The sequence below is a fragment of the Pectobacterium sp. F1-1 genome, assembly GCF_025643735.1.
GTDB classification, from domain to species: domain Bacteria; phylum Pseudomonadota; class Gammaproteobacteria; order Enterobacterales; family Enterobacteriaceae; genus Pectobacterium; species Pectobacterium colocasium.
On sequence record NZ_CP104733.1, the window covers coordinates 742,872 to 764,415 of the forward strand.

The window sequence follows — 21,544 nt, forward strand, 5'->3', positions numbered from 1 at the left end:
TCTATAATGTTTGGAGTATTACAATGTCTCTAAGTGTTGAAGCTAAAGCTAAAATCGTAGCAGACTTCGGTCGTGGCACTAACGATAGTGGTTCTACTGAAGTTCAGGTTGCTTTGCTGACTGCGCAGATCAACCATCTGCAAGGCCACTTTTCTGAGCACAAAAAAGATCACCACAGCCGTCGTGGTCTGCTGCGTATGGTTTCTCAGCGTCGTAAGCTGCTGGACTACCTGAAGCGTAAAGATGTAGCACGTTACACCAGCCTGATCGAACGTCTGGGTCTGCGTCGCTAAGTCTTCTGAGTTTCAGTAGGAAGGGGCCTCTTTTGGCCCCTTTCTTCTAGGAAGCGTTAGCAAAACAGAGTAGTGTATTGTTGTTAATATGATCTTTCATTACAGAGGTTCGCGCGGCTAATGAGAGGCTTTATCTGCATGAGCAAGATAAGGGTTGTCATTAGTCGTGAGGATGTAGTGTAAAGATCGGGAGTTCACTGGCGCGTTTATCTTGAATACGTGTAGCGCGCCCCAGCTAAGGATATTATTTTGCTGAATCCGATCGTTCGTAAGTTTCAATATGGTCAGCATACCGTTACGTTAGAGACCGGTATGATGGCACGCCAGGCTACCGCCGCTGTGATGGTAAGCATGGATGACACCGCGGTATTCGTTACCGTTGTTGGCGCTAAAAATGCCAAACCCGGCCAAAGTTTCTTCCCATTAACGGTTAACTATCAGGAGCGTACCTACGCTGCTGGACGTTTCCCTGGTGGTTTTTTCCGCCGTGAAGGCCGTCCAAGCGAAGGCGAAACGCTGATTTCTCGCCTGATCGACCGTCCAATCCGCCCTCTGTTCCCAGAAGGTTTCCTGAATGAAGTTCAGGTGATTGCAACCGTAGTTTCCGTTAACCCACAGGTTAACCCTGACATCGTTGCCATGATTGGTGCCTCTGCGGCGCTGAGCCTGTCCGGTATCCCGTTCAGCGGCCCTATCGGTGCGGCGCGCGTTGGCTACCTGAACGACCAGTATGTCCTGAACCCAACGACGGATGAGCTGAAAGAGAGCCGTCTGGATCTGGTGGTTGCAGGTACAGAAGGCGCAGTTCTGATGGTGGAATCCGAAGCCGATCTGCTGAGTGAAGATCAGATGCTGGGCGCAGTGGTATTTGGTCACGATCAACAACAAGTTGTGATTGAAAACATCAACGCTCTGGTTGCCGAAGCGGGCAAACCGAAGTGGGAATGGCATGCGCCAGAAGTGAATGTTTCTTTAGAGCAGCGCGTACAGGCTCTGTCTGAAGCACGTTTGGGTGACGCTTACCGCATCACTGAAAAACAAGAGCGTTATGCGCAAGTTGACGTCATCAAAGCTGACGTTGAAGCTGCTCTGCTGGCAGAAGATGACACGCTGAACGCGGGTGAAATCCAGGAAATCCTGGGCAACGTCGAGAAAAACGTTGTGCGTAGCCGCGTACTGGCTGGCGAACCGCGTATCGATGGCCGTGAAAAAGACATGATTCGTGGCCTGGATGTGCGTACTGGCGTACTGCCTCGTACCCACGGTTCTGCGCTGTTCACCCGTGGTGAAACGCAGGCGTTGGTAACGGCTACGCTGGGTACTGAGCGTGATGCGCAGACCATCGACGAGCTGACGGGTGAGCGTACCGATCGCTTCCTGCTGCACTACAACTTCCCTCCGTACTCTGTTGGTGAAACCGGTATGGTGGGTTCACCGAAGCGTCGTGAAATCGGTCACGGTCGTCTGGCTAAGCGTGGCGTATTGGCCGTTATGCCGAAGGCGAGCGAGTTCCCGTACACCGTACGTGTGGTGTCTGAAATCACGGAATCCAACGGTTCTTCCTCCATGGCGTCTGTCTGCGGTGCTTCTCTGGCACTGATGGATGCTGGTGTGCCGATTAAATCAGCCGTTGCGGGTATCGCGATGGGGCTGGTGAAAGAAGGCGACAACTTTGTTGTTCTGTCCGACATTCTGGGTGACGAAGACCACCTGGGTGATATGGACTTCAAAGTTGCTGGTAGCCGTGAAGGTATCACCGCGCTGCAGATGGATATCAAGATCGAAGGGATTACCCGTGAGATCATGCAGGTTGCGTTGAATCAGGCCAAAGGTGCGCGTTTGCACATTCTGGGCGTGATGGAACAGGCGATCAGCACGCCACGTGGCGATATCTCTGAATTTGCACCACGTATTCACACGATCAAGATCAGCACCGATAAGATCAAAGATGTCATCGGTAAAGGTGGTTCTGTGATTCGTGCGCTGACGGAAGAAACCGGCACCACCATTGAAATCGAAGACGATGGTACTGTGAAGATTGCTTCAACCGACGGTGAAAAAGCGAAACACGCGATTCGTCGTATTGAAGAGATCACCGCTGAAATCGAAGTTGGCCGCGTGTATCAGGGTAAAGTTACCCGCATCGTTGACTTTGGTGCTTTCGTCGCTATCGGTGGCGGCAAAGAAGGCCTGGTGCATATTTCTCAGATCGCCGACAAGCGCGTAGAGAAAGTGACTGACTACCTGCAAATGGGTCAGGAAGTGCCGGTCAAGGTTCTGGAAGTTGATCGTCAGGGCCGCGTGCGCTTAAGCATCAAAGAAGCAACGGCGCAAACTCAGGAAGCGGCAGCCCCGTCTTCTGAGGAATAACGACTGTTAGAAAACGGTCTTATGGCACCTTGTCTGATTATCATGGCAAGGTGCCACGTGTATCGTAAGGGTATGGATGTCCTTGCGTTGAGCGGTCCGGGACAGGATGTTCATCCAATGTTTGTCTTCGGGAGTGGGAAATGAAGCCTTTCTTGCGCTGGTGTTATGTTGCAACAGCACTCATGCTGGCAGGATGCAGCAACACGGATTGGCGTAAAGACGCAGTATTGGCGATTCCGTTACAGCCTACTTTACAGCAAGAAGTGATTCTGGCACGCATGGAACAAATCCTTGCAAGCCGGGCATTAACCGATGATGAGCGAGCACAGCTATTATATGAGCGCGGAGTGCTGTATGATAGTCTCGGGTTACGGGCATTGGCGCGGAATGATTTTTCACAAGCGCTGACGATCCGCCCTGATATTCCAGAAGTTTTTAACTATTTGGGTATCTATTTAACGCAGGCAGGCAATTTTGATGCTGCCTATGAAGCGTTTGATTCTGTACTAGAGCTTGATCCAACTTACAATTACGCGCGTTTAAACCGGGGCATCGCTTTGTATTACGGCGGTCGCTACCTGTTAGCGCAGGATGATCTGCTGGCGTTTTATCGAGACGATCCGAATGATCCTTTCCGTTCGTTGTGGCTGTATCTTGTGGAGCGAGAAATCAATCCAGAGACGGCCAAAGTTGCGTTGAAGAAACGCTATGACGACGCCAAGAAAGGGCCTTGGGGATGGAATATTGTCGAATTCTACCTGGGTGGTATCAGTGAAAAAACACTGATGCAGCGTTTACAGGAAGAAGCTACGGATAACACTTCGCTCGCTGAGCATCTCAGTGAAACTGACTTCTATTTAGGTAAGCACTACCTAAGTCTGGGGGACAAGAACACCGCCTTGGCGCTGTTCAAGCTGACGGTTGCCAACAACGTCCATAACTTTGTTGAGCACCGCTATGCATTGTTGGAATTGGCGCTATTAGGCCAAGAGCAAGACGACCTATCAGGATCGGACCAGCAATAGCTGACGAACACGTAATCAGCCTGAAAAACTTCGGTTATCACCTTCACGGGTGAGGGCTTTTTTGTTCGCTTTTTAATCCAATTTGAGCCGGTTCACACTTTTCAATGAAAATGACTGAAAATTTTCACGACGAGTTATGTAGACTGGCCGCCATGTGTAATGAGGCACGTGTACATGACTGATTTAGTAACTTCTTTTGCCGATTTGGGGCTGAACACCTCTATCCTTAACGCCCTGACTGACTTGGGCTATGAAAAACCGTCTCCGATTCAGGCGGAATGTATTCCTCACCTGCTGAATGGTCGCGATGTGCTGGGTATGGCACAGACCGGTAGCGGTAAAACTGCAGCGTTCTCTCTGCCATTACTGAACAACCTGAAACCTGAACTTAAAGCACCACAAATTTTGGTGCTGGCACCGACCCGTGAGCTGGCGGTGCAGGTAGCAGAGGCCTGCAATGATTTCTCCAAACATATGCACGGCGTGAATGTCGTCGCACTGTACGGCGGTCAACGCTATGACGTGCAACTGCGCGCGCTGCGTCAGGGTGCACAGATTGTCGTGGGTACGCCAGGTCGTCTGCTGGATCACCTGAAACGCGGTACGTTGGATCTGTCCAACCTGAGTGGTCTGGTACTGGACGAAGCCGATGAAATGCTGCGTATGGGCTTCATCGAAGATGTTGAAAACATCATGGCGCAGATCCCTGCTGAGCATCAGACTGCGCTGTTCTCTGCGACCATGCCTGAAGCGATCCGCCGCATTACGCGCCGTTTCATGAAAGATCCGCAGGAAGTTCGTATTCAATCCAGCATTACTACGCGCCCAGACATCAGCCAGAGCTACTGGACGGTGCACGGTATGCGTAAAAATGAAGCGCTGGTGCGTTTCCTGGAAGCGGAAGATTTTGATGCGGCGATTATTTTCGTTCGTACCAAGAATGCGACGCTGGAAGTGGCTGAAGCCCTGGAGCGTAGCGGTTACAACAGCGCTGCGCTGAATGGTGACATGAACCAGGCGCTGCGTGAGCAAACGCTGGAGCGCCTGAAAGATGGTCGTCTTGATATCCTGATCGCGACCGACGTTGCGGCGCGTGGTCTGGACGTTGAGCGTATCAGCCTGGTTGTTAACTACGATATCCCGATGGATGCCGAGTCTTACGTTCACCGTATTGGTCGTACCGGTCGTGCGGGTCGTGCTGGCCGTGCTCTGCTGTTTGTTGAAAACCGTGAACGTCGCCTGTTGCGCAACGTTGAGCGCACAATGAAGCTGACCATTCCTGAAGTGGAATTGCCAAATGCAGAATTGCTGGGTCAACGCCGTCTGGCCAAGTTTGCCGCTAAAGTACAGCAACAGCTGGAAAGCAGCGATCTGGATATGTACCGTGCGCTGCTGACGAAACTGCAACCGCAGGAAGAGTTGGATGTTGAAACGCTGGCTGCCGCGTTGCTGAAAATGGCGCAGGGCGAACGTCCTCTGATTCTGCCACCCGATCCGGTATTCCGTCCTCGTCGCGAATTCCGTGACCGTGATGATTCACGTGGCGAGCGTCGTCGTGATCCACGCGACTCTCGTGACAGCCGTGACGGTGACCGTCCGCAACGTCGTGAGCGTCGTGATGCGGGTGAGATGGAACTGTATCGTATCGAAGTGGGTCGTGATGACGGCGTTGAAGTTCGTCACATTGTTGGCGCAATTGCCAACGAAGGTGATATCAGCAGCCGCTACATCGGTAACATCAAGCTGTTCGCGTCTCACTCGACGATCGAACTGCCGAAAGGTATGCCGGGCGACCTGTTATCGCACTTTACTCGCACGCGTATTCTGAACAAACCGATGAACATGCAGTTGCTGGGTGATGCTCAGCCGCACGAACGTCGTGGCGGTGGCCGTCCTGGTGGCGAACGCCGTGATGGCGCAGCGCCACGTCGCTCTTTCGGCGGTGGTGAACGTCGTGAAGGTAACGGTGGTGAGCGTCGCGAGCGTTCTTTCAACCGTGATAACCGTGACGGTGCTTCACGCGCTCCACGCCGTCGTCCTGCTGACGCGTAAGCTTCACTTCAGCTTGTTTCAATACAGGCTGTTGTAATAACAGCAGCTTCAATGCAAAACGACCCGTTTCAGGGTCGTTTTTTTTTGACTAAAGCCAATCCATCAATGTGTGTTACAGCGTTTGCCGGACATCCATTGCGATCTCAAATGATTGCAGGCGTGCCTGATGGTCAAATATTTGACCATTGATCATCACTTCATCCGCCCGCGTTTCTCGCAAAAGACTCTGCAATCCATGACGTACCTTGGCGCGATCGCCAACGATCGACAGCCGTAATGCCTGATCTGCACCAAACTGTTCGGCAGGTGACCCAACGGTATCGATATTTTCTACCGGAGCGGGCAGCGGGCCCGGTGTGCCGCGGCGCAGGTTGATGAACTGCTGCTGCATCGAGGTAAAGAGGAAACGCGCATCCCGATCGCTCTCTGCCGCAACTACATTGACGCATACCATCGCGTAAGGTTTGGGGTGGGTGGCTGAAGGAATAAAGTGCTCGCGATAGAGCCGAAACGCTTCCAGCAACATATCGGGCGCGAAATGGGCTGCGAAGGCAAAAGGTAATCCCAGTCTTGCGGCCAACTGCGCGCTGTACAGGCTGGAACCCAATAGCCAGATCGGCACGTGTAAACCTTGTCCCGGAACGGCTTGTACTGGCTGGCCCGGCTGTGCATCGGCGAAGTAGCGTTGCAATTCCTGCACGTCGCGTGGGAAATCTTCAATATCGGCATTCAGGTGACGGCGCAGCGCCATCATGGTGCGCTGGTCGGTGCCGGGCGCTCGGCCTAATCCCAAATCGATACGGCCGGGATACAACGACTCCAGCGTACCAAATTGCTCGGCGATGACGAGTGGTGAGTGGTTTGGCAGCATTACGCCGCCAGAACCGAGACGAATGCGCGCCGTTCCCGAGGCAAGGTAGCCGAGCAGCACGGATGTTGCTGCGCTGGCGATACCCGTCATGCTGTGGTGTTCCGCCAGCCAATAGCGGTGATAGCCCCATTTTTCTGTATGTTGTGCCAGATCCAGCGAGCGATGGAAGGCATCACGTGCTGTCGCACCTTGCGGAATAGGCGCAAGATCGAGGACGGAAAACACAGTGGATTGCGAAGATGTGGACATAATATGGCTCACTTTGTTGTTCACTGACTCCACCCATTCGGTGGATGCTAATGCCGTCAGTCAATGATGAAAGTCAGAGCAGTATGCGGCAATCTGGCACTTATACGTAGTTCAAAGGTGCGTTTGAGAAAAGGGCGGCTGGCCGCCCTGATAGGAAGTGAGTTATTGAACGAGTTCAAGGCCGGCGACGCGGCGCCAGTAACCGTTGCAATCAGCCTGATTTTCCAGGGCTAGCGGTGCCGTCCCTTGTTCATTGGCGCGGAATTTATCCAGCATCGCCAGCGTGCTGATATCGTTCGGCGACAGCCGGACAATATCGACCAGATCCTGCATTGATGTCAGTTCGTTGCCGAGGTTGTAGCAATAGCCGCTTTGCGTCTGGATGCCATTCAGGACAAAGACCTGTTGGTTCTCCTGCGACAGCATTTTTCGGCCCTGCGGGTAGTTAAGGCAGCAGGTTTCACATTCGTCTTTTGGTCTATCTTCTGAACGCGCGGTGAAGCAGCGGGCGGAATAGGCCAGCGGCAAATGGCCGTAGCTGAGCACTTCCACTTCAAACTGATGACGAAAGCCAAGTTCGTCACACTGGTTCAACAGGTTTTGTAGCCAGTCACGAGAGAGTTCGACCGGCATGCACCAGCGCACCATGCCTTGTTTATGCAGGACTCGCAGGGTGTAAGCGTTGTAGCAATTGAGCGCGTGTCCGGCGACAAACGGCAGACGGCGTTCAGCGGCGATGTTGACCGCACCCAGATCGTTCGCTTCCAGCAAAAATTCGCCGTTTTCCACATAGCGCTTCAGTTCCGTGAGTTCAGACGGAGCCTGTAACAGCGCGAGCGTCGAGATCACCACCTGTTTGCCGCTGTTTGCGACCTCACGGGCCACGCTGAACCAGTCCGCGACCTTCATCAGGCGGCGCTTGCTGCACACCGTCTCGCCGAGATAAATGATATCGGCGCTGCTGTTCACTGCGGCCTGATAAAACGTCTCGACGTCCTCTTTCGGCCAATAGTAGAGGATATTCCCTAATGCGTATTTCATGTGTTCTCCCGCTACTGCCATTTACGGTGATAAGCGCCGAGTGTGGTCTGCGTACCTTCAGCCACCGCACCTAACGCATCCATCCATGCTTGAGTTGGTACAAATGCTTCAGGATTGGCACGGCAGCGATCGATAGCCTGTCGCCACACCTGCGTAATCTGGCTGACGTAGGCCGGGCTACGCTGGCGACCCTCTATCTTCACGGAGGCAATATTGGCGGCCATCAACTCAGGCAGCAGTTCCAGCGTGTTCAGGCTGGTGGGTTCTTCTAGCGCGTGATAGCGCTGCCCATCGACTAAATAGCGGCCTTTGCACAGTGTGGGATAACCGGCGTTCTCATCGTCCTGATAGCGGTCGATCAGAATATTGTTCAGGCGCGACTCCATGCCGTTTTCCGTCTGCTGCCAGCGTACAAATCGCGCGGGTGAGCAGGCACCTACGGTATTCGGTGATTCACCGGTCAGATAAGAAGAGAGATAGCAGCGGCCTTCCGCCATGATGCACAGGCTACCGAAGGCGAACACTTCGAGCGGCACCGGACTGGTGCGGGCGATTTGTTTCACCTGATGGATGGACAGCACGCGCGGCAGCACAATGCGTGAGACATCAAAATGACGATGATAGAAACGGATCGCTTCGGTGTTTGTCGCCGACGCCTGTACCGACACGTGGCGTTCGATGTGGGGATAGCGTTCGGCGGCATATTCCAGCATCGCGAGATCGGCAAGGATCAGCACGTCGGCGCCGATTTGTGCCGCCATGTCCACGGCGCGCTGCCAGCGCTGATAGCCGTCCGGGTGAGCAAATGTATTGATGGCGATATGCAGCTTACGCCGGTGGCGATGCGCGTATTCACGCGCTTCCTGTAGTTTCTTATCGGTAAAATTCAGCCCGGCAAAATGACGTGCGTTGGTGTCGTCCTTCAGGCCGATATAGACCGCATCTGCGCCATTATCGATGGCAGCTTTCAGTGCCGGCAGGTTACCGGCGGGGCAAAGCAGTTCCATACACAATCCTTCATTAATCCCTTCAGGGCCGCAGGGGCTCAGTACGATCAATGATGTTCAGACTGACTCGCAGTGGATGTCGGGCACTCTGCCTGCCATGCTGCGCGCCGCCGCAGGCGATATTGAGAACCGCCTCGACGATTTTTATCAGTCGATGAATGTTGTTAACGATTGGGAATCTTAATTAACCCATCCGGTAAGGACTTTGATTTAAGGCAGTTTATGGTGCTAATCGTCGCGCCAGGACAAAATCTGTTGGGCATAATCGGATAACCGACTAAATTATTGACATAGACCTCTTCCGCTTGCGGTGGATGTGGCAAAATGCTTGCAGATTATCTGAACAGTCAGACTGCTTTAAGAGGAGTACGCCAGTGTTGGAAAAACTACGAGCGCAGATTGTGCGTCAGGGACCGAGCTTATTAGGTAAGCCACTCAAGTTCACTCCCTTTGCGCTACAGCGTCAGGTTTTGGAACAGATGTTGGGCTGGCAGTTCCGTCAGGCGCTGGAAGAGGGCGATCTGGCATTTCTCGAAAGCCGTTGGCTGAAGATTGAGGTGCGTGATGTTGGCCTGCAATGGTTTATGACGTTGCGCGATGGTCGTCTGGCGGTGAGCCACGACGAGACGCCCGATGTCAGCTTCAGTGCAGACGCGAACGATCTGATTTTGATCGCCGCGCGTAAAGAAGATCCCGACACGCTGTTTTTCCAGCGTCGTCTGCGCATTGAGGGTGATACTGAGTTAGGTTTGTATGTGAAGAACCTGATGGATGCCATTGAGCTGGAAGCCATGCCCGCGCCGCTGCGTATTGGCCTGCTGCAACTGGCTAATTTTGTGGAAGCCGGTTTACAGGAGGGCGTAGTGCAAACGACGAATCACGCGCCAGTATCATGTTAGTTCGGGTCGAAATCCCCGTCGATGCCGCAGGGATCGACAGCTTATTGCGCCGTGCTTTTCCAACGGGAGCGGAAGCGGATCTGGTTCACCAACTGCGTGAAGATGGTTTATTGACGCTCGGCGTCGTGGCAACCGACGATGAAGGCGGCGTAGTGGGCTACGCGGCATTCAGCCCGGTGCTGATCGACGGTGAGGATCGACAGTGGGTGGCGCTTGCGCCGCTGGCGGTAGAAGAGAGCCTGCGCCGACAGGGCGTGGGAGAGAAGCTGGTTTACGAAGGGTTGGATGCGCTGAATGAATTTAGCTACACCGCCGTCGTCGTGCTGGGCGAGCCAGCGTACTACTCTCGTTTTGGCTTCGTTCCGGCGACAGAGCACCAGTTGCATTGTCGCTGGCCAGACAGTGAGTCCGCTTTTCAGGTCTACCCACTGGCGGACAACCATGTTGTCGGCGAAGGGCACTCTGAGAGCGAAAGCGGCTTTGAAAGCGCGAGCGGGCTGGTTGAATACGCCGAACCGTTTAACCGCTTTCTCTAGTTGATAGCGTATCAATACAAATTGTTTGAAATACAAAGCGTCTGAGGCTGGTCTTGTACCAGCCTTTCTTTTTGGCTTTTACTGAGTTGCTTAATGCGATGCTCCAGTTTGAGTGCGTTGGAGCGATCACCCACCAGACAGTGAAACGCCAGCGTTAATTCCCCTTTTCCCCGCAGCGCTTTTGCCCCTTTCCCCGTTTGATGCTCGTTCAGACGACGGCTGACATCCGTGGTGATCCCCGTATACAGCGCTCCGCTGACCGTGCGCAGTATGTACAGATACCAGCGGGAATGTTCGGTGTGTTCAGTCATGGTGTGTTCTATATGAACGCATCCCGTTTGCAAGGCTTCCGTTGTGTTGACGTTGACGGATAGGTCGCAGCTCTATATCCGGCCTTATTGCAGCCTGTGCCGCGGGCCTCGATGAGATTCGCCGACTTGCTCCTTATTCTCCTGGCGGGCTTTATGCCCGACACACCATTCAGGTTTAGCAAGTCCCGGTCTTACCTGTCGTCGTCATCACGCTGGCTGCCCTCGCAACCTTTCCGCATTCATCCTTTTGTTAAGGGTTAATGGTTTTCAGCATCCGCTGTTAATACGGCCTGATGCTGACGTAATCTTTCCGGTACTCCCGTTCGTGCGCCGCCACCGCCCACACCGTGCGCGCCAGTTTGTTGGCCATCGCGACTATCGCCACACTGGTCGGCCGCCGTTTCTTTAACTCCGTTATCCACGGTCCCGGCTCTTTCGCCAACAGGCTCGCTGCCCTCGCTCCATGGATAAACAGCGTACGCAGGTAGGTGTCACCGCGTTTGCTTATCCCCAGCAGGCGAACCTTGCCGCCAGTGCCGGTCTGTTTTGGGACGAGTCCGACATAGGCCGCGAACTCCCGTCCCGACCGGAACGCATGAGCCTCGCCCATCGTAGCCACCGCCGCCGTGGCTATCAGTGGCCCTACGCCGGGTATAGCCATCAGCCGTCGGCAGGTCTCGTTCTGTTTCGCCAGCGCCGTCAGTTGTTGCTCAATGCCGTTAATCTGAGCATCCAGCTCACTCAAGCGACGGTGCTGCTCTTCAATCTGGGCGATGAGGAACAGCGGCAGGCGGTTTTTCAGCCTCTCCAGCGCCACGGGCAGAGCCTTGTCCAGCGCGGTACGTCCTTTGCGTACTGTTTCACCAAATTCGAGCAGTAAGCCATGCAGGGCATTGGTCTGCGCGGTGCGGAACTTCACCCACTGGCGGCGCATGCGATGCAGTGCCAGAACGGCCTGCTGCTCTTCGCTCTTTACGGCAATCCCCCGTCCCGGTTGCTGGACCGCCATCCATATGGCGCGGGAGTCCATGACATCGTTCTTGTTGCCCATCAGGAAGGCTTTGACGAATTTCGCCTGAAGCAGGCGAACCTGATGACCAAGTTTCTTCAACTCCCGGGCCCAGTGCTGAGAGCCGCCACAGGCTTCCATACCAATCAGGCAGGGTTCACGGTTGCTGAAGAAGGTCAGAACATCCTGACGTCGCAGCTGTTTATCCACCACTTCGCCGCTATGTTTGTCGATGAAGTGAACCTGAATCAGGTGTTTTGCGATATCAACGCCAACAGGGGTATAGTTATTCATGTGTGGAGTCTCCAGTCAGGGGAACGATGAGTATCCCGTTATAGGCACGATGATGCCGGAAATCTGCGAGGCTCCACACCCCGTCTTTCAGCCTCTGTGCTACTCGTCAAATAGTTGGGATGCGTTCATCTCATTCTGTAGATTATTGTTTGAAAAAGTGGTTTGACACAGCTAAACATAAATAGCACCTCACACCAATCGTATTTCAAATAACGAGTATTTCAAACAACGAGTATTTCAAACCACGTGCATTTCAAAGCACTTGCCTTTCAAAGAATGGACACGGCATCACATTACTGGCTGTTATTCAAAGACATCTATTTCTTTTACGGATAGGGAAAAACGTATGGCACTGAAGCGATATATACCGCTCGCGCTGGCTGTCACTGGCGTTAAGTTGCTGAGTGCCCGCATTGGTTCAACAGGTAGTCGGTGCCCATGTGCTGTAGACAACGCTGTCAGCATGATTCCCCAGACTGACCTTATTCAGGGAAGTGTGTGTGATTAAAATCACATATAATCACTATCTATTGCATTTCTCTTACATCAAGTGTGAATGAATGCACAAAATAGTCTGTCATGGCGTGTTCAAATGTCTGACGGGTTCAAGTTTTTAAGCCGTTTCTTTCGGTGTTGAAATCATCACAGGATGAAGGGCAGAGGAAGGCTGATTGCGGTGAGAAGGATCTTAGTGCCGCTACAGGTTGTTTCTCCTGAGCGCTATCTTCAAGGAACCAAGTCCGCTCGCCAAACGTGCTGGTTTACACCAGTTAATGTTCAGGGCCGGTTAGACCGGCTGACGAGTTGGAGTGTTGTATGACCAAGCTGACCACGGCCGCGCAACGTGCGCTGGCGCTGATGGATTTAACCACGCTGAATGAAGATGATACGGATGAAAAAGTGACGGTGCTCTGCCGTCAGGCGAATAGCCCGGCAGGGAAAACGGCTGCTATCTGTATCTATCCACGTTTTATCCCCTTGGCGAAAAAGATCCTGCGTGAGCAAGGTACGCCGGATATTCGTATTGCGACGGTAACCAACTTCCCGCACGGCAATGATGATGTTGAGATTGCGGTTGCAGAAACGAAGGCGGCAATCGCTTACGGCGCTGATGAAGTTGATGTCGTGTTCCCTTACCGTGCACTGATGGCAGGCAATGCTCACATCGGTTTTGAACTGGTGAAGGCGTGCAAAACGGTGTGTCAGGATGCCCATGTGCTGTTGAAAGTGATCATCGAAACGGGCGAATTGAAACAGGATGCGCTGATTCGTCAGGCGAGTGAAATTGCCATTGATGCGGGTGCGGATTTCATTAAAACCTCAACCGGTAAAGTGCCCGTGAACGCGACGCCGGAGAGTGCGGCGATCATGTTGAAAACGATCCGCGATAAAGGTGTAGGCGATCACGTTGGTTTTAAAGCGGCGGGTGGTGTGCGTAACGCGGAAGATGCCGCCATCTATCTGCAACTGGCGGACGATATCATGGGGGCTGAATGGGCGACGGCGCAGCATTTTCGCTTTGGTGCCTCCAGCCTGTTGGCAAGCCTGCTGACCACGCTCGGCCACGGAACCGCGACTCCGCAAGGTAGTTACTAATCACGCACAGACGGTGCGCGATTTTATTCGTGACAACATTTTGTTTATGAAAGCATTTTTGCAAAACAGCAAATGCACTCGCAGCGACAGGCTGCGGAGCCATATCCGAATTCATCAGGAGTACAGACTTTGTTGCTGATTCAGGAAATTATTCGTAAGAAGCGTGACGGAAAAGCACTGAGTGAAGAAGAAATCCGCTTCTTTATCAACGGTATTCGTGACAATACCGTCTCCGAAGGCCAGATTGCGGCTCTGGCGATGACCATTTATTTTCATGACATGTCGATGGATGAACGCGTGGCGCTGACGCTGGCGATGCGTGATTCCGGCACAGTGCTGGACTGGAAAAGCCTGAACCTGAACGGCCCTCTGGTGGACAAACACTCTACCGGCGGCGTGGGCGATGTGACGTCGCTGATGCTGGGGCCGATGGTCGCTGCCTGCGGGGGATACGTCCCGATGATCTCCGGGCGTGGTTTAGGCCATACCGGCGGCACGTTGGATAAGCTCGAAGCGATTCCAGGGCTGGGTATCTTCCCGAACGATGACGATTTTCGCCGCATCATCCAGCAGGTTGGCGTCGCAATCATTGGGCAAACCTCCTCGCTGGCACCGGCGGATAAACGCTTTTATGCCACGCGTGACATTACCGCCACGGTCGATTCCATCCCGTTAATCACCGCGTCGATTCTGGCGAAGAAGCTGGCTGAAGGGCTGGATGCGCTGGTGATGGACGTTAAAGTGGGTTCCGGGGCGTTCATGCCGACCTATGAACTGTCCGAGCAACTGGCACAGGCGATTGTCGGCGTAGCGAACAACGCAGGATGCCGTACCAGCGCATTGCTGACTGACATGAATCAGGTGCTGGCCTCTAGCGCAGGCAACGCGCTGGAAGTGCGGGAAGCCGTGCGTTTCCTGACGGGGGAGAGCCGCAATCCGCGCCTGTATGATGTTACTATGGCGCTCTGTGGCGAGATGCTGTTGGCGGGCGGGCTGGCAAGCTCGGCGGACGACGCGCAATCACGCTTACAGGCCGTGTTGGATAACGGCAAAGCTGCCGACGTCTTTGGCCGCATGGTTGCCGCACAGCGTGGCCCTGGCGATTTTGTCGAACACTACGATCGCTACCTGCCAGTGGCGACATTAAGTAAGCCGGTGTTCGCGATGCGTGAAGGCATCGTGACCGCGATGGACACGCGCGCGCTGGGCATGGCCGTCGTCTCGCTGGGTGGCGGACGCCGTCAGGCTACCGATACGATCGATTACAGCGTCGGTCTGGATAGCATGATCAGCCTGGGTGAGCGCGTTGATGCGCAGCGCCCGCTGGCGGTGATCCATGCCAATACGGAAGCGCAATGGCAGCAGGCGGCAAATGAGGTTCGCGCCGCAATCCAACTGGGCGACACTGCGCCAGAAAAGACCCCAATGGTCTATCGTCGGGTGAGCGCAGAAGCGTGATCGTCAGAGTGGGGTAGTGATTGTTTTGAATTGATGTTCCCCTGTCGGTAGATAGGGCGTTAGCGCAGAGCTGCGCAGGAGAGAAAGAATGAAACGTGCATATATTATGGTTCTTGACTCGTTTGGTATCGGCAGCAGTGCGGATGCAGAACGTTTTGGCGATGTAGGGTCGGATACGCTGGGCCATATCGCTCAGGCGTGTGCGGCAGGAACGGCGGATAAAGGGCGCAGCGGCCCGCTGCATTTGCCGAACCTGAGCCGTCTGGGACTGGGTAAAGCCGCTGAGGCCTCAACGGGAACGTTCCCGCCAGGGCTGGATGAGAATGCAGACATCATCGGTGCTTACGCGCACGCCAGTGAAATCTCTTCGGGTAAAGATACGCCGTCGGGCCACTGGGAAATTGCCGGTGTGCCTGTCCTGTTCGACTGGGGCTATTTTAAAGATGAAGAGAACAGTTTTCCGCAGGCGTTGCTGGATAAATTGGTAGAGCGTGCCAATCTGCCAGGCTATCTGGGCAACTGCCACTCTTCCGGTACGGTGATTCTGGATCAGCTTGCTGAAGAGCACATGAAAACCGGCAAGCCGATTTTCTACACCTCTGCGGATTCCGTGTTCCAGATTGCCTGCCATGAAGAAACATTCGGTCTGGATAAGCTGTACGAACTGTGTGAAATTGCCCGCGAAGAGCTGACCGAAGGGGGCTACAACATCGGGCGTGTGATCGCACGTCCGTTTATCGGCGATAAACCCGGCAACTTCGAACGAACCGGCAATCGTCACGATCTGGCCGTTGAACCGCCAGCGCCGACCATTCTGAAAAAGATGGTGGAGGAAAAAGGTGGCGAAGTGGTTTCGGTCGGTAAAATTGCGGATATCTACGCGCAGGTCGGCATCACGAAGAAAGTGAAAGCAACCGGCATCGATGCGCTGTTTGACGCCACGCTAAAAGAGATGGATAGCGCGGGCGACAACACCATCGTATTTACCAATTTTGTTGATTTCGATTCTGCCTACGGCCATCGTCGCGATATTCCGGGCTATGCTGCCGCATTGGAGCTGTTTGACCGCCGCCTGCCAGAAATGCTGTCCCGCGTGAAAGGCGACGACATTCTGATTCTGACGGCCGACCACGGCTGTGACCCAAGCTGGCACGGCACCGATCACACCCGTGAGAACGTCCCGGTGTTGATCTATGGCCCGAACGTGAAGCCGGGCTCATACGGCCACCGTGAAACCTTCGCCGATATCGGGCAGACGGTTGCGACCTACTTTGGCCTGTCGCCTATGGACTACGGTAAATCGATACTGTAAAACACACCGTTTTTACGTGAACTTGATTAATTAAGGAATAAACGCATGGCTACGCCACATATTAATGCAGAAATGGGTGATTTCGCGGACGTTGTACTGATGCCGGGCGACCCGCTGCGTGCTAAGTACATCGCAGAAACCTTTCTGGAAAATGCCCGCGAAGTGAACAACGTGCGTGGCATGTTAGGGTTCACCGGAACCTACAAGGGCCGTAAAATTTCGGTCATGGGCCACGGTATGGGTATCCCATCCTGCTCCATTTATGCGAAAGAGCTGATCACCGAGTTCGGCGTGAAGAAGATCATTCGCGTGGGTTCCTGCGGCGCGGTGCGTGAAGATGTGCAACTGCGTGACGTGGTGATCGGTATGGGCGCCTGCACGGATTCCAAAGTGAACCGCATGCGCTTCAAAGATCACGACTATGCGGCGATTGCCGATTTCGACATGGTGCGCCATGCTGTTGATGCTGCCAAAGCGCGTGAGGTTTCTGTCCGCGTAGGTAACCTCTTCTCCGCCGATCTGTTCTACACGCCAGACCCGCAGATGTTCGACGTGATGGAAAAATACGGCATCCTGGGTGTGGAAATGGAAGCGGCCGGTATCTACGGCGTTGCGGCAGAGTTCGGTGCGAAAGCACTAGCCATCTGCACCGTTTCTGACCACATTCGTACCGGTGCGCAGACCACGTCAGAAGAGCGTCAAAACACGTTCAACGAGATGATCGAAATCGCGCTGGAATCCGTTCTGCTGGGCGATAACGAGTAATATCATACTCCCTAGCCCGGACATTCGCTCCGGGCTGTATTTTTCCTGCTATTCCCTCACACCGTTTCCTTCAAACGGTTCGCTTCAACCCTTTCCGTAAGACACCTGTGATAGATCCGCCTCTGGCACCGTAACAGAAGGATCGTCTGCACGGTTCTCTGTGTGCGTTTCCTTCTCTGCTTCGAGCGGCATTAGCCGTATCTGATGGCGGAAACAGGCCTGTACGGCAGGCTGGTGGCTGACTGCCAAGACAATGGTTTGTGGCAGCGTAATCTTGATGTGTGCTAGCAGCTGAAGCGCCGCCGCGTCGTCGAGCTGGCTGGTGGCTTCATCCAGACAAAGCAGCGTTGGGCGCAGTAGCAGTGCACGGGCGAGTGACAGGCGCTGTTGTTCGCCGCCCGATAGCTCCCGGCTCCAGTTAGCCTTGTCGTTCAGACGAGGAATCAGCGCGGCCAGCCCGGTTTGTTCCAGCACGGCGATCGCCTGGGCAGTATCCGCTAACTGTGCCTGCGGGTAACACAGCACCTGACGTAGCGTGTCCTGCGGTAAATAAGCTTTTTGCGGTAAAAATAGCACTCGGCCAGTAGGGAAATGCCAGTCACCTTGTGAAACCGGCCACAACCCCGCTAGCGCACGCAGAAGCGTGGTTTTCCCCGTGCCGCTGGCTGCGTTAAGCGTCGCCCATTCGCCAGCCTGAAGCCTGAGCGTCAGCGGGGCGAAATACGGCGAACCATTAGGGCGCGGTACGGATAGCGCGTTGATGTGGAGAGCATGGCCTTCATGATGTGGCGCCTCTGGTACAGGCAATTGCTGTAAGCGGTGCTGGAATTCCCACAGTCGCTCAATCGTGGAAGACCACTGAACCAGTTGGCGATAGGCATCAATAAACCAGCCAAAAGCATCCAACACGTAGCTGAAGGCCGATCGCGCCTGCATGATCGCCCCGAGGCTAACCTGACGAGCGAGAAACAGCGGTAGGGTAGCGAAAACCGGGATAATCAGGCTGAAGCGGAAATAGCTGGTCGTAAAGCTTTCCAGCCGGAATTCCCGCGCCATTAGGCGCTGCCAGTTTTGCACAATAGGCAGAAAATGTTGCCGCATTCGCTGTTGCTCTGCGTCGCTTCCCTGGTAAAACGCGATTTGCTCGCTGTTATCCCGTACCCGCAGCAGCGTGGCACGGTAGTCGGCTTCCGTCCGCTGACGCTCAATATTTAGCTTGTGCAGACGGTGGCCTAGCAGGTGTGTTATCACGCTCGCCAGTGCGGCGTAAATCAATGCGATCCACACCAGATAGCCGTGTATCGTGATGTTGTAGCCGCCTAATGTGAAGGTATGGACGCCGGACAGTTGCCAGAGAATAGCGATGAAGGAGAAAAAGCGGGCGGTATTTTTCAGCAACGAGAGGAGGAGTTCGAGGCTTTGCTCTATCAGCAGGCGAATATCCTCCGCGATGCGCTGATCGGGGTTATCCAGCCCTGCACTGAGCCGATAGTGGGCGTGATTGCGCAGCCAGTTCTGTTCATACTGGTGGGTCATGGTATCGCGCCAGCGGATAATTAGCTGTTTCTTGAGCCAGTTGCCGCAGATGATCACCAGCACGAACAGCAGCGTGTAGGCCAGATAGCGCACGGCCATATCGTAGATTGAGGCATGCTGAAAATAGTCGGCCAATGCGTCGTAAAAATCCCGACTCCAGTTGTTGTACTGCACGCTGATCCACACGACGGAGAGCGTCAGGCTCATAATCAGCAGCAGTAACAGCCAGAGCAAGGTTGCACGCGTGGTCAACCAGAAAGGCGCGACCAGCGTATAAAAGCGTTTAAGCGTTTGCATAATGGATTGGGCGATGGCCTGCCAGCCGAGGCTGGCAGGCGCAGGCGCTTAGAAATTCCACTTCGCGGTCAGCATGAAATTACGTGGGTCGCCGTAATAGTTGTTGCCGCTACGATGGCGGTTGTTCAGGTTCAGGAAGTAGGTTTTATCCGTCAGGTTATTGCCTACCAGATTGAAACTCAGGTTTTTGCTGTACTGATAGCGGACATTGGCGTTAAACAGCGTATAGCCGCCCTGAGACAGGCCAAACACTCGGTTTGGATAGGTTTGCGTACCCGTTTGGGCAGTCATGCCTGCACCCATCGTCCATTGATTCAGCTCACCCGGCAGAGTGTATGAGGTGTACAGCTTGAACATATGCTTCGGCGTGCGCGGGCTGAACTGTGCCGCTTTCTCACTCTCTGATGCTTCCAAATATTTACTGTTAGTCAGGGTATAGCCCGTCTGAATCTGCCAGCCTTCAACCAGTTTCCCCGTGACATCCAGTTCCACCCCTTGGCTACGTACTTTGCCTTCAGCACGGGAACAACCGCTATCAGGATCTCGGCAAACGGAACTGTCTGCTTCGGCGAGTGCACGGTTGGACTGAATAATGCGAAACAGTGCCAGTGAAGCATTCAGATCGCCGTCAAAAAACGCCCCCTTAACGCCGGTTTCATAGTTGGTGCCGGTAACGGCGGGCAATAGCTTATCGTCCTTATCGCGTGCACTCTGCGGTTTATAGATTTCAGCATAGCTGGCATACAAGGTGTAATTGTCGGCAAAATTCCATAGCAGGCCGCTGTAAGGGACAAATTTATCGCGAACGTGCAGGCTGCTGTATTCCTTGTCGTTGGTGTTGCGATGGTTATCGTAATAGTAGTCGTAGCTATAAGCACTGTAGCGGCCGCCGAGGATCAGTTTCCAGTCATCGGCCAGTTCCCAGCGAGTGGTGGTAAATAGCCCACGCTGATAAATATTATATTGCTCTCTGTAGCGGGAACTGTAGAGGCTAAGGTTAGACCAATCGGGCTCTGCGACTGAGTTGGGATTCCAATTATAGATATTGGCACTGCTCATGTTAGCAATACGGCCAATCGCGTTGTCGAAGTTCTCTTTCTGATAGTCACCGCCGAACACCAACTCATGGCTACGCCCCAATAGCTCAAAAGGACCACTCGCACTGAGGTTATAACCCCATTGGTCGCTCTTGTTGTCATAGCGCAATGCGTTGTTTAACCTACTGACTCCTGTTTGAGGATCAACGCCTGCTGTTCCATTCATGATACCGATATAACGTTCTTTGGACGTACCATGCGTATAGTTAAGTGCGCTCTTGATAGCCCAGTTGTTGTCAAAGTTATGCTCGAATTCAGCGAATGGGTTGATCTTTTCGAAGTTAATTCGGTTCCAACTGGCACCCAGAAAGGTTGAGCGAGGTAGATTTAAATTACGTTTATCCGTGCCAAAAGGGACACCATACAGATCGGGTACGACATCGGTTTTTTGCCAATTAATCCCTGTAGTGAAAGTCGTATTGGGAGTGATATCCCATGCTAGTGTGCCGAATAGCACTTTGCGCTCACTGCCTACGTAATCGGTGAAGCTTTGTTTATCCTGATAAACGCTAACCAGACGACCGCGTACGCTGGCATCCTCATTGAGTGGGCCTGAAACGTCTATTTCATTACGGTAATTATCCCAACTTCCGACGCTGGCACTGACAGATGCCTGAAAATCATAGGTGGGTTTTTTACGTACCAGATTGACGGTACCTCCGGGTTCCCCGCTGCCCTGTGTTAGGCCTGAAGCGCCGCGCAGAACTTCGATGCGATCGTAAATCGCCAGATCGGGTGATTCACTGGTCGATTGAGAGGCGTTCATTACGCTATTTTGCGACGATTGGTTGACGCCATTTTCTTTGATATTGTCCATCGTGAAGGCACGCGATTCGTATTTCACCTGAAAACTATTCTGGTTGACTACGTTAATGCCGGTGGTTTGCTTCATGGCCTCATCCAGTGAGGTCATATTCTGATCGTCCATACGCTGGCGCGTCACAACGCTCACCGACTGCGGCGTTTCTCGCGGTGACAGATTCAGCTGTGTCGCGGTGTTCATGCTGCGCGTGGTGTAGGACTGAGTGCCTTCTGTCACACCGTTGCGATTGACGCCCGCCACGACCAGCATTTCATCGCCCTGCGGTATTCTCTGTAAGCGCCAGACGCCGTTAGGCTGTGGAATCACCTGAAGCCCGCTTCCTGCTAGCAGTGCCGAAAATCCGCCATCGACGCTGTAATTCCCTTGCAGGGACGGCCCGGTTTTTCCTGTCGCCAATTGTGCATCGCCGACCAGATAAACGCCTGACTGCGCGGCAAACTGGTTTAGCTGCTGGTTAAGTGGTCCGGCAGGAATCGCGTAGGTTTTCGTTGCCGCGGCGGGTGCCGTTTCCGCTGCGATTGCGGTGGAATGTGCGAGCAGCGATGTGCCGCACAGCAGCAGATGAACGGCGATTGCCAGTTTGGAAGGTGTGCGCTGTGTAGAGAAAAATGGAATCAATGCCATGAAAATTCGCCTTCTGACCCAGAGTAAAAATTGGTGGTTTTACTGTGAATCGAACGACAGCGGAGAAAGGGGAACTCAA

The 21,544-nt window shown here is 53.8% G+C and carries 18 protein-coding genes; 11 read left to right on the forward strand and 7 right to left on the reverse strand.

The genetic code is table 11. The features are described 5' to 3' along the window. The first annotated feature begins 23 nt into the window (after positions 1 to 23). The 5 genes from rpsO (at position 24) to NAL19_RS03290 (ending at position 5,740) form a co-directional block, all read left to right on the forward strand. A complete protein-coding gene (gene rpsO, locus NAL19_RS03275) occupies positions 24 to 293 on the forward strand; it encodes a 30S ribosomal protein S15 (RefSeq protein WP_010279698.1) in 270 nt (89 codons plus the stop codon). Between the two features lie 249 nt (positions 294 to 542). Continuing rightward, positions 543 to 2,663: a polyribonucleotide nucleotidyltransferase gene (gene pnp / locus NAL19_RS03280; RefSeq protein ID WP_225086873.1), complete on the forward strand. Its 2,121-nt coding sequence runs from the start codon at positions 543 to 545 to the stop codon at positions 2,661 to 2,663. A gap of 140 nt (positions 2,664 to 2,803) precedes the next feature. Then, positions 2,804 to 3,688 (forward strand): lipoprotein NlpI, encoded by an 885-nt coding sequence (nlpI, locus tag NAL19_RS03285; RefSeq protein WP_012773292.1) that lies wholly within the window; start codon positions 2,804 to 2,806, stop codon positions 3,686 to 3,688. 110 nt (positions 3,689 to 3,798) lie between these two features. Next, the gene (gene yrbN, locus NAL19_RS21755) at positions 3,799 to 3,870 is read left to right on the forward strand and encodes a protein YrbN (RefSeq protein WP_225088091.1); all 72 of its coding nucleotides are present in this window, start codon (positions 3,799 to 3,801) and stop codon (positions 3,868 to 3,870) included. Next, a complete protein-coding gene (locus tag NAL19_RS03290) occupies positions 3,863 to 5,740 on the forward strand; it encodes a DEAD/DEAH family ATP-dependent RNA helicase (RefSeq protein ID WP_263058738.1) in 1,878 nt (625 codons plus the stop codon). The genes yrbN and NAL19_RS03290 overlap by 8 nt, the downstream gene beginning before the upstream one ends. 112 nt (positions 5,741 to 5,852) lie before the next feature. Here NAL19_RS03290 and NAL19_RS03295 read toward each other — a convergent pair whose 3' ends face one another. The 3 genes from NAL19_RS03295 to NAL19_RS03305 form a co-directional block, all read right to left on the reverse strand. Next, positions 5,853 to 6,860, reverse strand: a complete 1,008-nt coding sequence (locus NAL19_RS03295; protein WP_263058739.1) for a luciferase-like monooxygenase — start codon at positions 6,858 to 6,860, stop codon at positions 5,853 to 5,855. A 162-nt stretch (positions 6,861 to 7,022) separates the two neighbouring features. Next, a complete protein-coding gene (locus NAL19_RS03300) occupies positions 7,023 to 7,901 on the reverse strand; it encodes a U32 family peptidase (RefSeq protein WP_225086876.1) in 879 nt (292 codons plus the stop codon). 11 nt (positions 7,902 to 7,912) lie between these two features. Then, complete coding sequence (locus tag NAL19_RS03305; RefSeq protein ID WP_263058740.1) at positions 7,913 to 8,908, reverse strand: peptidase U32 family protein; 996 nt, start codon at positions 8,906 to 8,908, stop codon at positions 7,913 to 7,915. Positions 8,909 to 9,282: 374 nt separating this feature from the next. Here NAL19_RS03305 and NAL19_RS03310 point away from each other — a divergent pair, with 374 nt between their 5' ends. Next, positions 9,283 to 9,807, forward strand: a complete 525-nt coding sequence (locus NAL19_RS03310; RefSeq protein ID WP_225086878.1) for an SCP2 domain-containing protein — start codon at positions 9,283 to 9,285, stop codon at positions 9,805 to 9,807. Next, on the forward strand, positions 9,801 to 10,343 hold the full coding sequence (locus NAL19_RS03315) for a GNAT family N-acetyltransferase (RefSeq protein WP_263058741.1): 543 nt from the start codon (positions 9,801 to 9,803) through the stop codon (positions 10,341 to 10,343). The genes NAL19_RS03310 and NAL19_RS03315 overlap by 7 nt, the downstream gene beginning before the upstream one ends. Before the next feature lie 11 nt (positions 10,344 to 10,354). Here the strand turns inward: NAL19_RS03315 and NAL19_RS03320 are convergent, their stop codons facing one another. Next, a complete protein-coding gene (locus tag NAL19_RS03320) occupies positions 10,355 to 10,654 on the reverse strand; it encodes a GIY-YIG nuclease family protein (RefSeq protein ID WP_263058742.1) in 300 nt (99 codons plus the stop codon). Between the two features lie 280 nt (positions 10,655 to 10,934). Continuing rightward, positions 10,935 to 11,957, reverse strand: a complete 1,023-nt coding sequence (locus NAL19_RS03325; protein WP_263057333.1) for an IS110 family transposase — start codon at positions 11,955 to 11,957, stop codon at positions 10,935 to 10,937. Positions 11,958 to 12,773: 816 nt separating this feature from the next. Here NAL19_RS03325 and deoC point away from each other — a divergent pair. The 4 genes from deoC to deoD all read left to right on the forward strand — a co-directional run bounded on the left by deoC (position 12,774) and on the right by deoD (position 17,088). After that, positions 12,774 to 13,553: a deoxyribose-phosphate aldolase gene (deoC, locus tag NAL19_RS03330; RefSeq protein WP_225086881.1), complete on the forward strand. Its 780-nt coding sequence runs from the start codon at positions 12,774 to 12,776 to the stop codon at positions 13,551 to 13,553. A gap of 129 nt (positions 13,554 to 13,682) precedes the next feature. Beyond that, positions 13,683 to 15,011: a thymidine phosphorylase gene (gene deoA, locus NAL19_RS03335; protein ID WP_263058743.1), complete on the forward strand. Its 1,329-nt coding sequence runs from the start codon at positions 13,683 to 13,685 to the stop codon at positions 15,009 to 15,011. 88 nt (positions 15,012 to 15,099) lie between these two features. Then, on the forward strand, positions 15,100 to 16,323 hold the full coding sequence (deoB, locus tag NAL19_RS03340; RefSeq protein WP_263058744.1) for a phosphopentomutase: 1,224 nt from the start codon (positions 15,100 to 15,102) through the stop codon (positions 16,321 to 16,323). A 45-nt stretch (positions 16,324 to 16,368) separates the two neighbouring features. Then, positions 16,369 to 17,088 carry a purine-nucleoside phosphorylase gene (gene deoD / locus NAL19_RS03345; protein WP_180742927.1) on the forward strand — a complete coding sequence of 240 codons (720 nt, stop codon included), beginning with the start codon at positions 16,369 to 16,371 and terminating at the stop codon, positions 17,086 to 17,088. Between the two features lie 84 nt (positions 17,089 to 17,172). Here deoD and NAL19_RS03350 read toward each other — a convergent pair whose 3' ends face one another. Further along, entirely contained in the window at positions 17,173 to 18,921 is a 1,749-nt protein-coding gene (locus tag NAL19_RS03350) for an ABC transporter ATP-binding protein/permease (protein WP_263058745.1), read from the reverse strand. A 48-nt stretch (positions 18,922 to 18,969) separates the two neighbouring features. Further along, a complete protein-coding gene (locus NAL19_RS03355) occupies positions 18,970 to 21,465 on the reverse strand; it encodes a TonB-dependent siderophore receptor (RefSeq protein ID WP_263058746.1) in 2,496 nt (831 codons plus the stop codon). Positions 21,466 to 21,544: the final 79 nt, after the last annotated feature.

What these genes read in the sequence shown, in the direction of transcription:
- rpsO (WP_010279698.1), top strand. Translation starts at nt 24, where the DNA reads ATGTCTCTAAGTGTTGAAGCTAAAGCTAAAATCGTAGCAGACTTCGGT.
- nlpI (WP_012773292.1), top strand. Translation starts at nt 2,804, where the DNA reads ATGAAGCCTTTCTTGCGCTGGTGTTATGTTGCAACAGCACTCATGCTG.
- NAL19_RS03290 (WP_263058738.1), top strand. Translation starts at nt 3,863, where the DNA reads ATGACTGATTTAGTAACTTCTTTTGCCGATTTGGGGCTGAACACCTCT.
- NAL19_RS03295 (WP_263058739.1), bottom strand. Translation starts at nt 6,860, where the DNA reads ATGTCCACATCTTCGCAATCCACTGTGTTTTCCGTCCTCGATCTTGCG.
- NAL19_RS03300 (WP_225086876.1), bottom strand. Translation starts at nt 7,901, where the DNA reads ATGAAATACGCATTAGGGAATATCCTCTACTATTGGCCGAAAGAGGAC.
- NAL19_RS03305 (WP_263058740.1), bottom strand. Translation starts at nt 8,908, where the DNA reads ATGGAACTGCTTTGCCCCGCCGGTAACCTGCCGGCACTGAAAGCTGCC.
- NAL19_RS03315 (WP_263058741.1), top strand. Translation starts at nt 9,801, where the DNA reads ATGTTAGTTCGGGTCGAAATCCCCGTCGATGCCGCAGGGATCGACAGC.
- NAL19_RS03320 (WP_263058742.1), bottom strand. Translation starts at nt 10,654, where the DNA reads ATGACTGAACACACCGAACATTCCCGCTGGTATCTGTACATACTGCGC.
- NAL19_RS03325 (WP_263057333.1), bottom strand. Translation starts at nt 11,957, where the DNA reads ATGAATAACTATACCCCTGTTGGCGTTGATATCGCAAAACACCTGATT.
- deoC (WP_225086881.1), top strand. Translation starts at nt 12,774, where the DNA reads ATGACCAAGCTGACCACGGCCGCGCAACGTGCGCTGGCGCTGATGGAT.
- deoB (WP_263058744.1), top strand. Translation starts at nt 15,100, where the DNA reads ATGAAACGTGCATATATTATGGTTCTTGACTCGTTTGGTATCGGCAGC.
- deoD (WP_180742927.1), top strand. Translation starts at nt 16,369, where the DNA reads ATGGCTACGCCACATATTAATGCAGAAATGGGTGATTTCGCGGACGTT.
- NAL19_RS03350 (WP_263058745.1), bottom strand. Translation starts at nt 18,921, where the DNA reads ATGCAAACGCTTAAACGCTTTTATACGCTGGTCGCGCCTTTCTGGTTG.
- NAL19_RS03355 (WP_263058746.1), bottom strand. Translation starts at nt 21,465, where the DNA reads ATGGCATTGATTCCATTTTTCTCTACACAGCGCACACCTTCCAAACTG.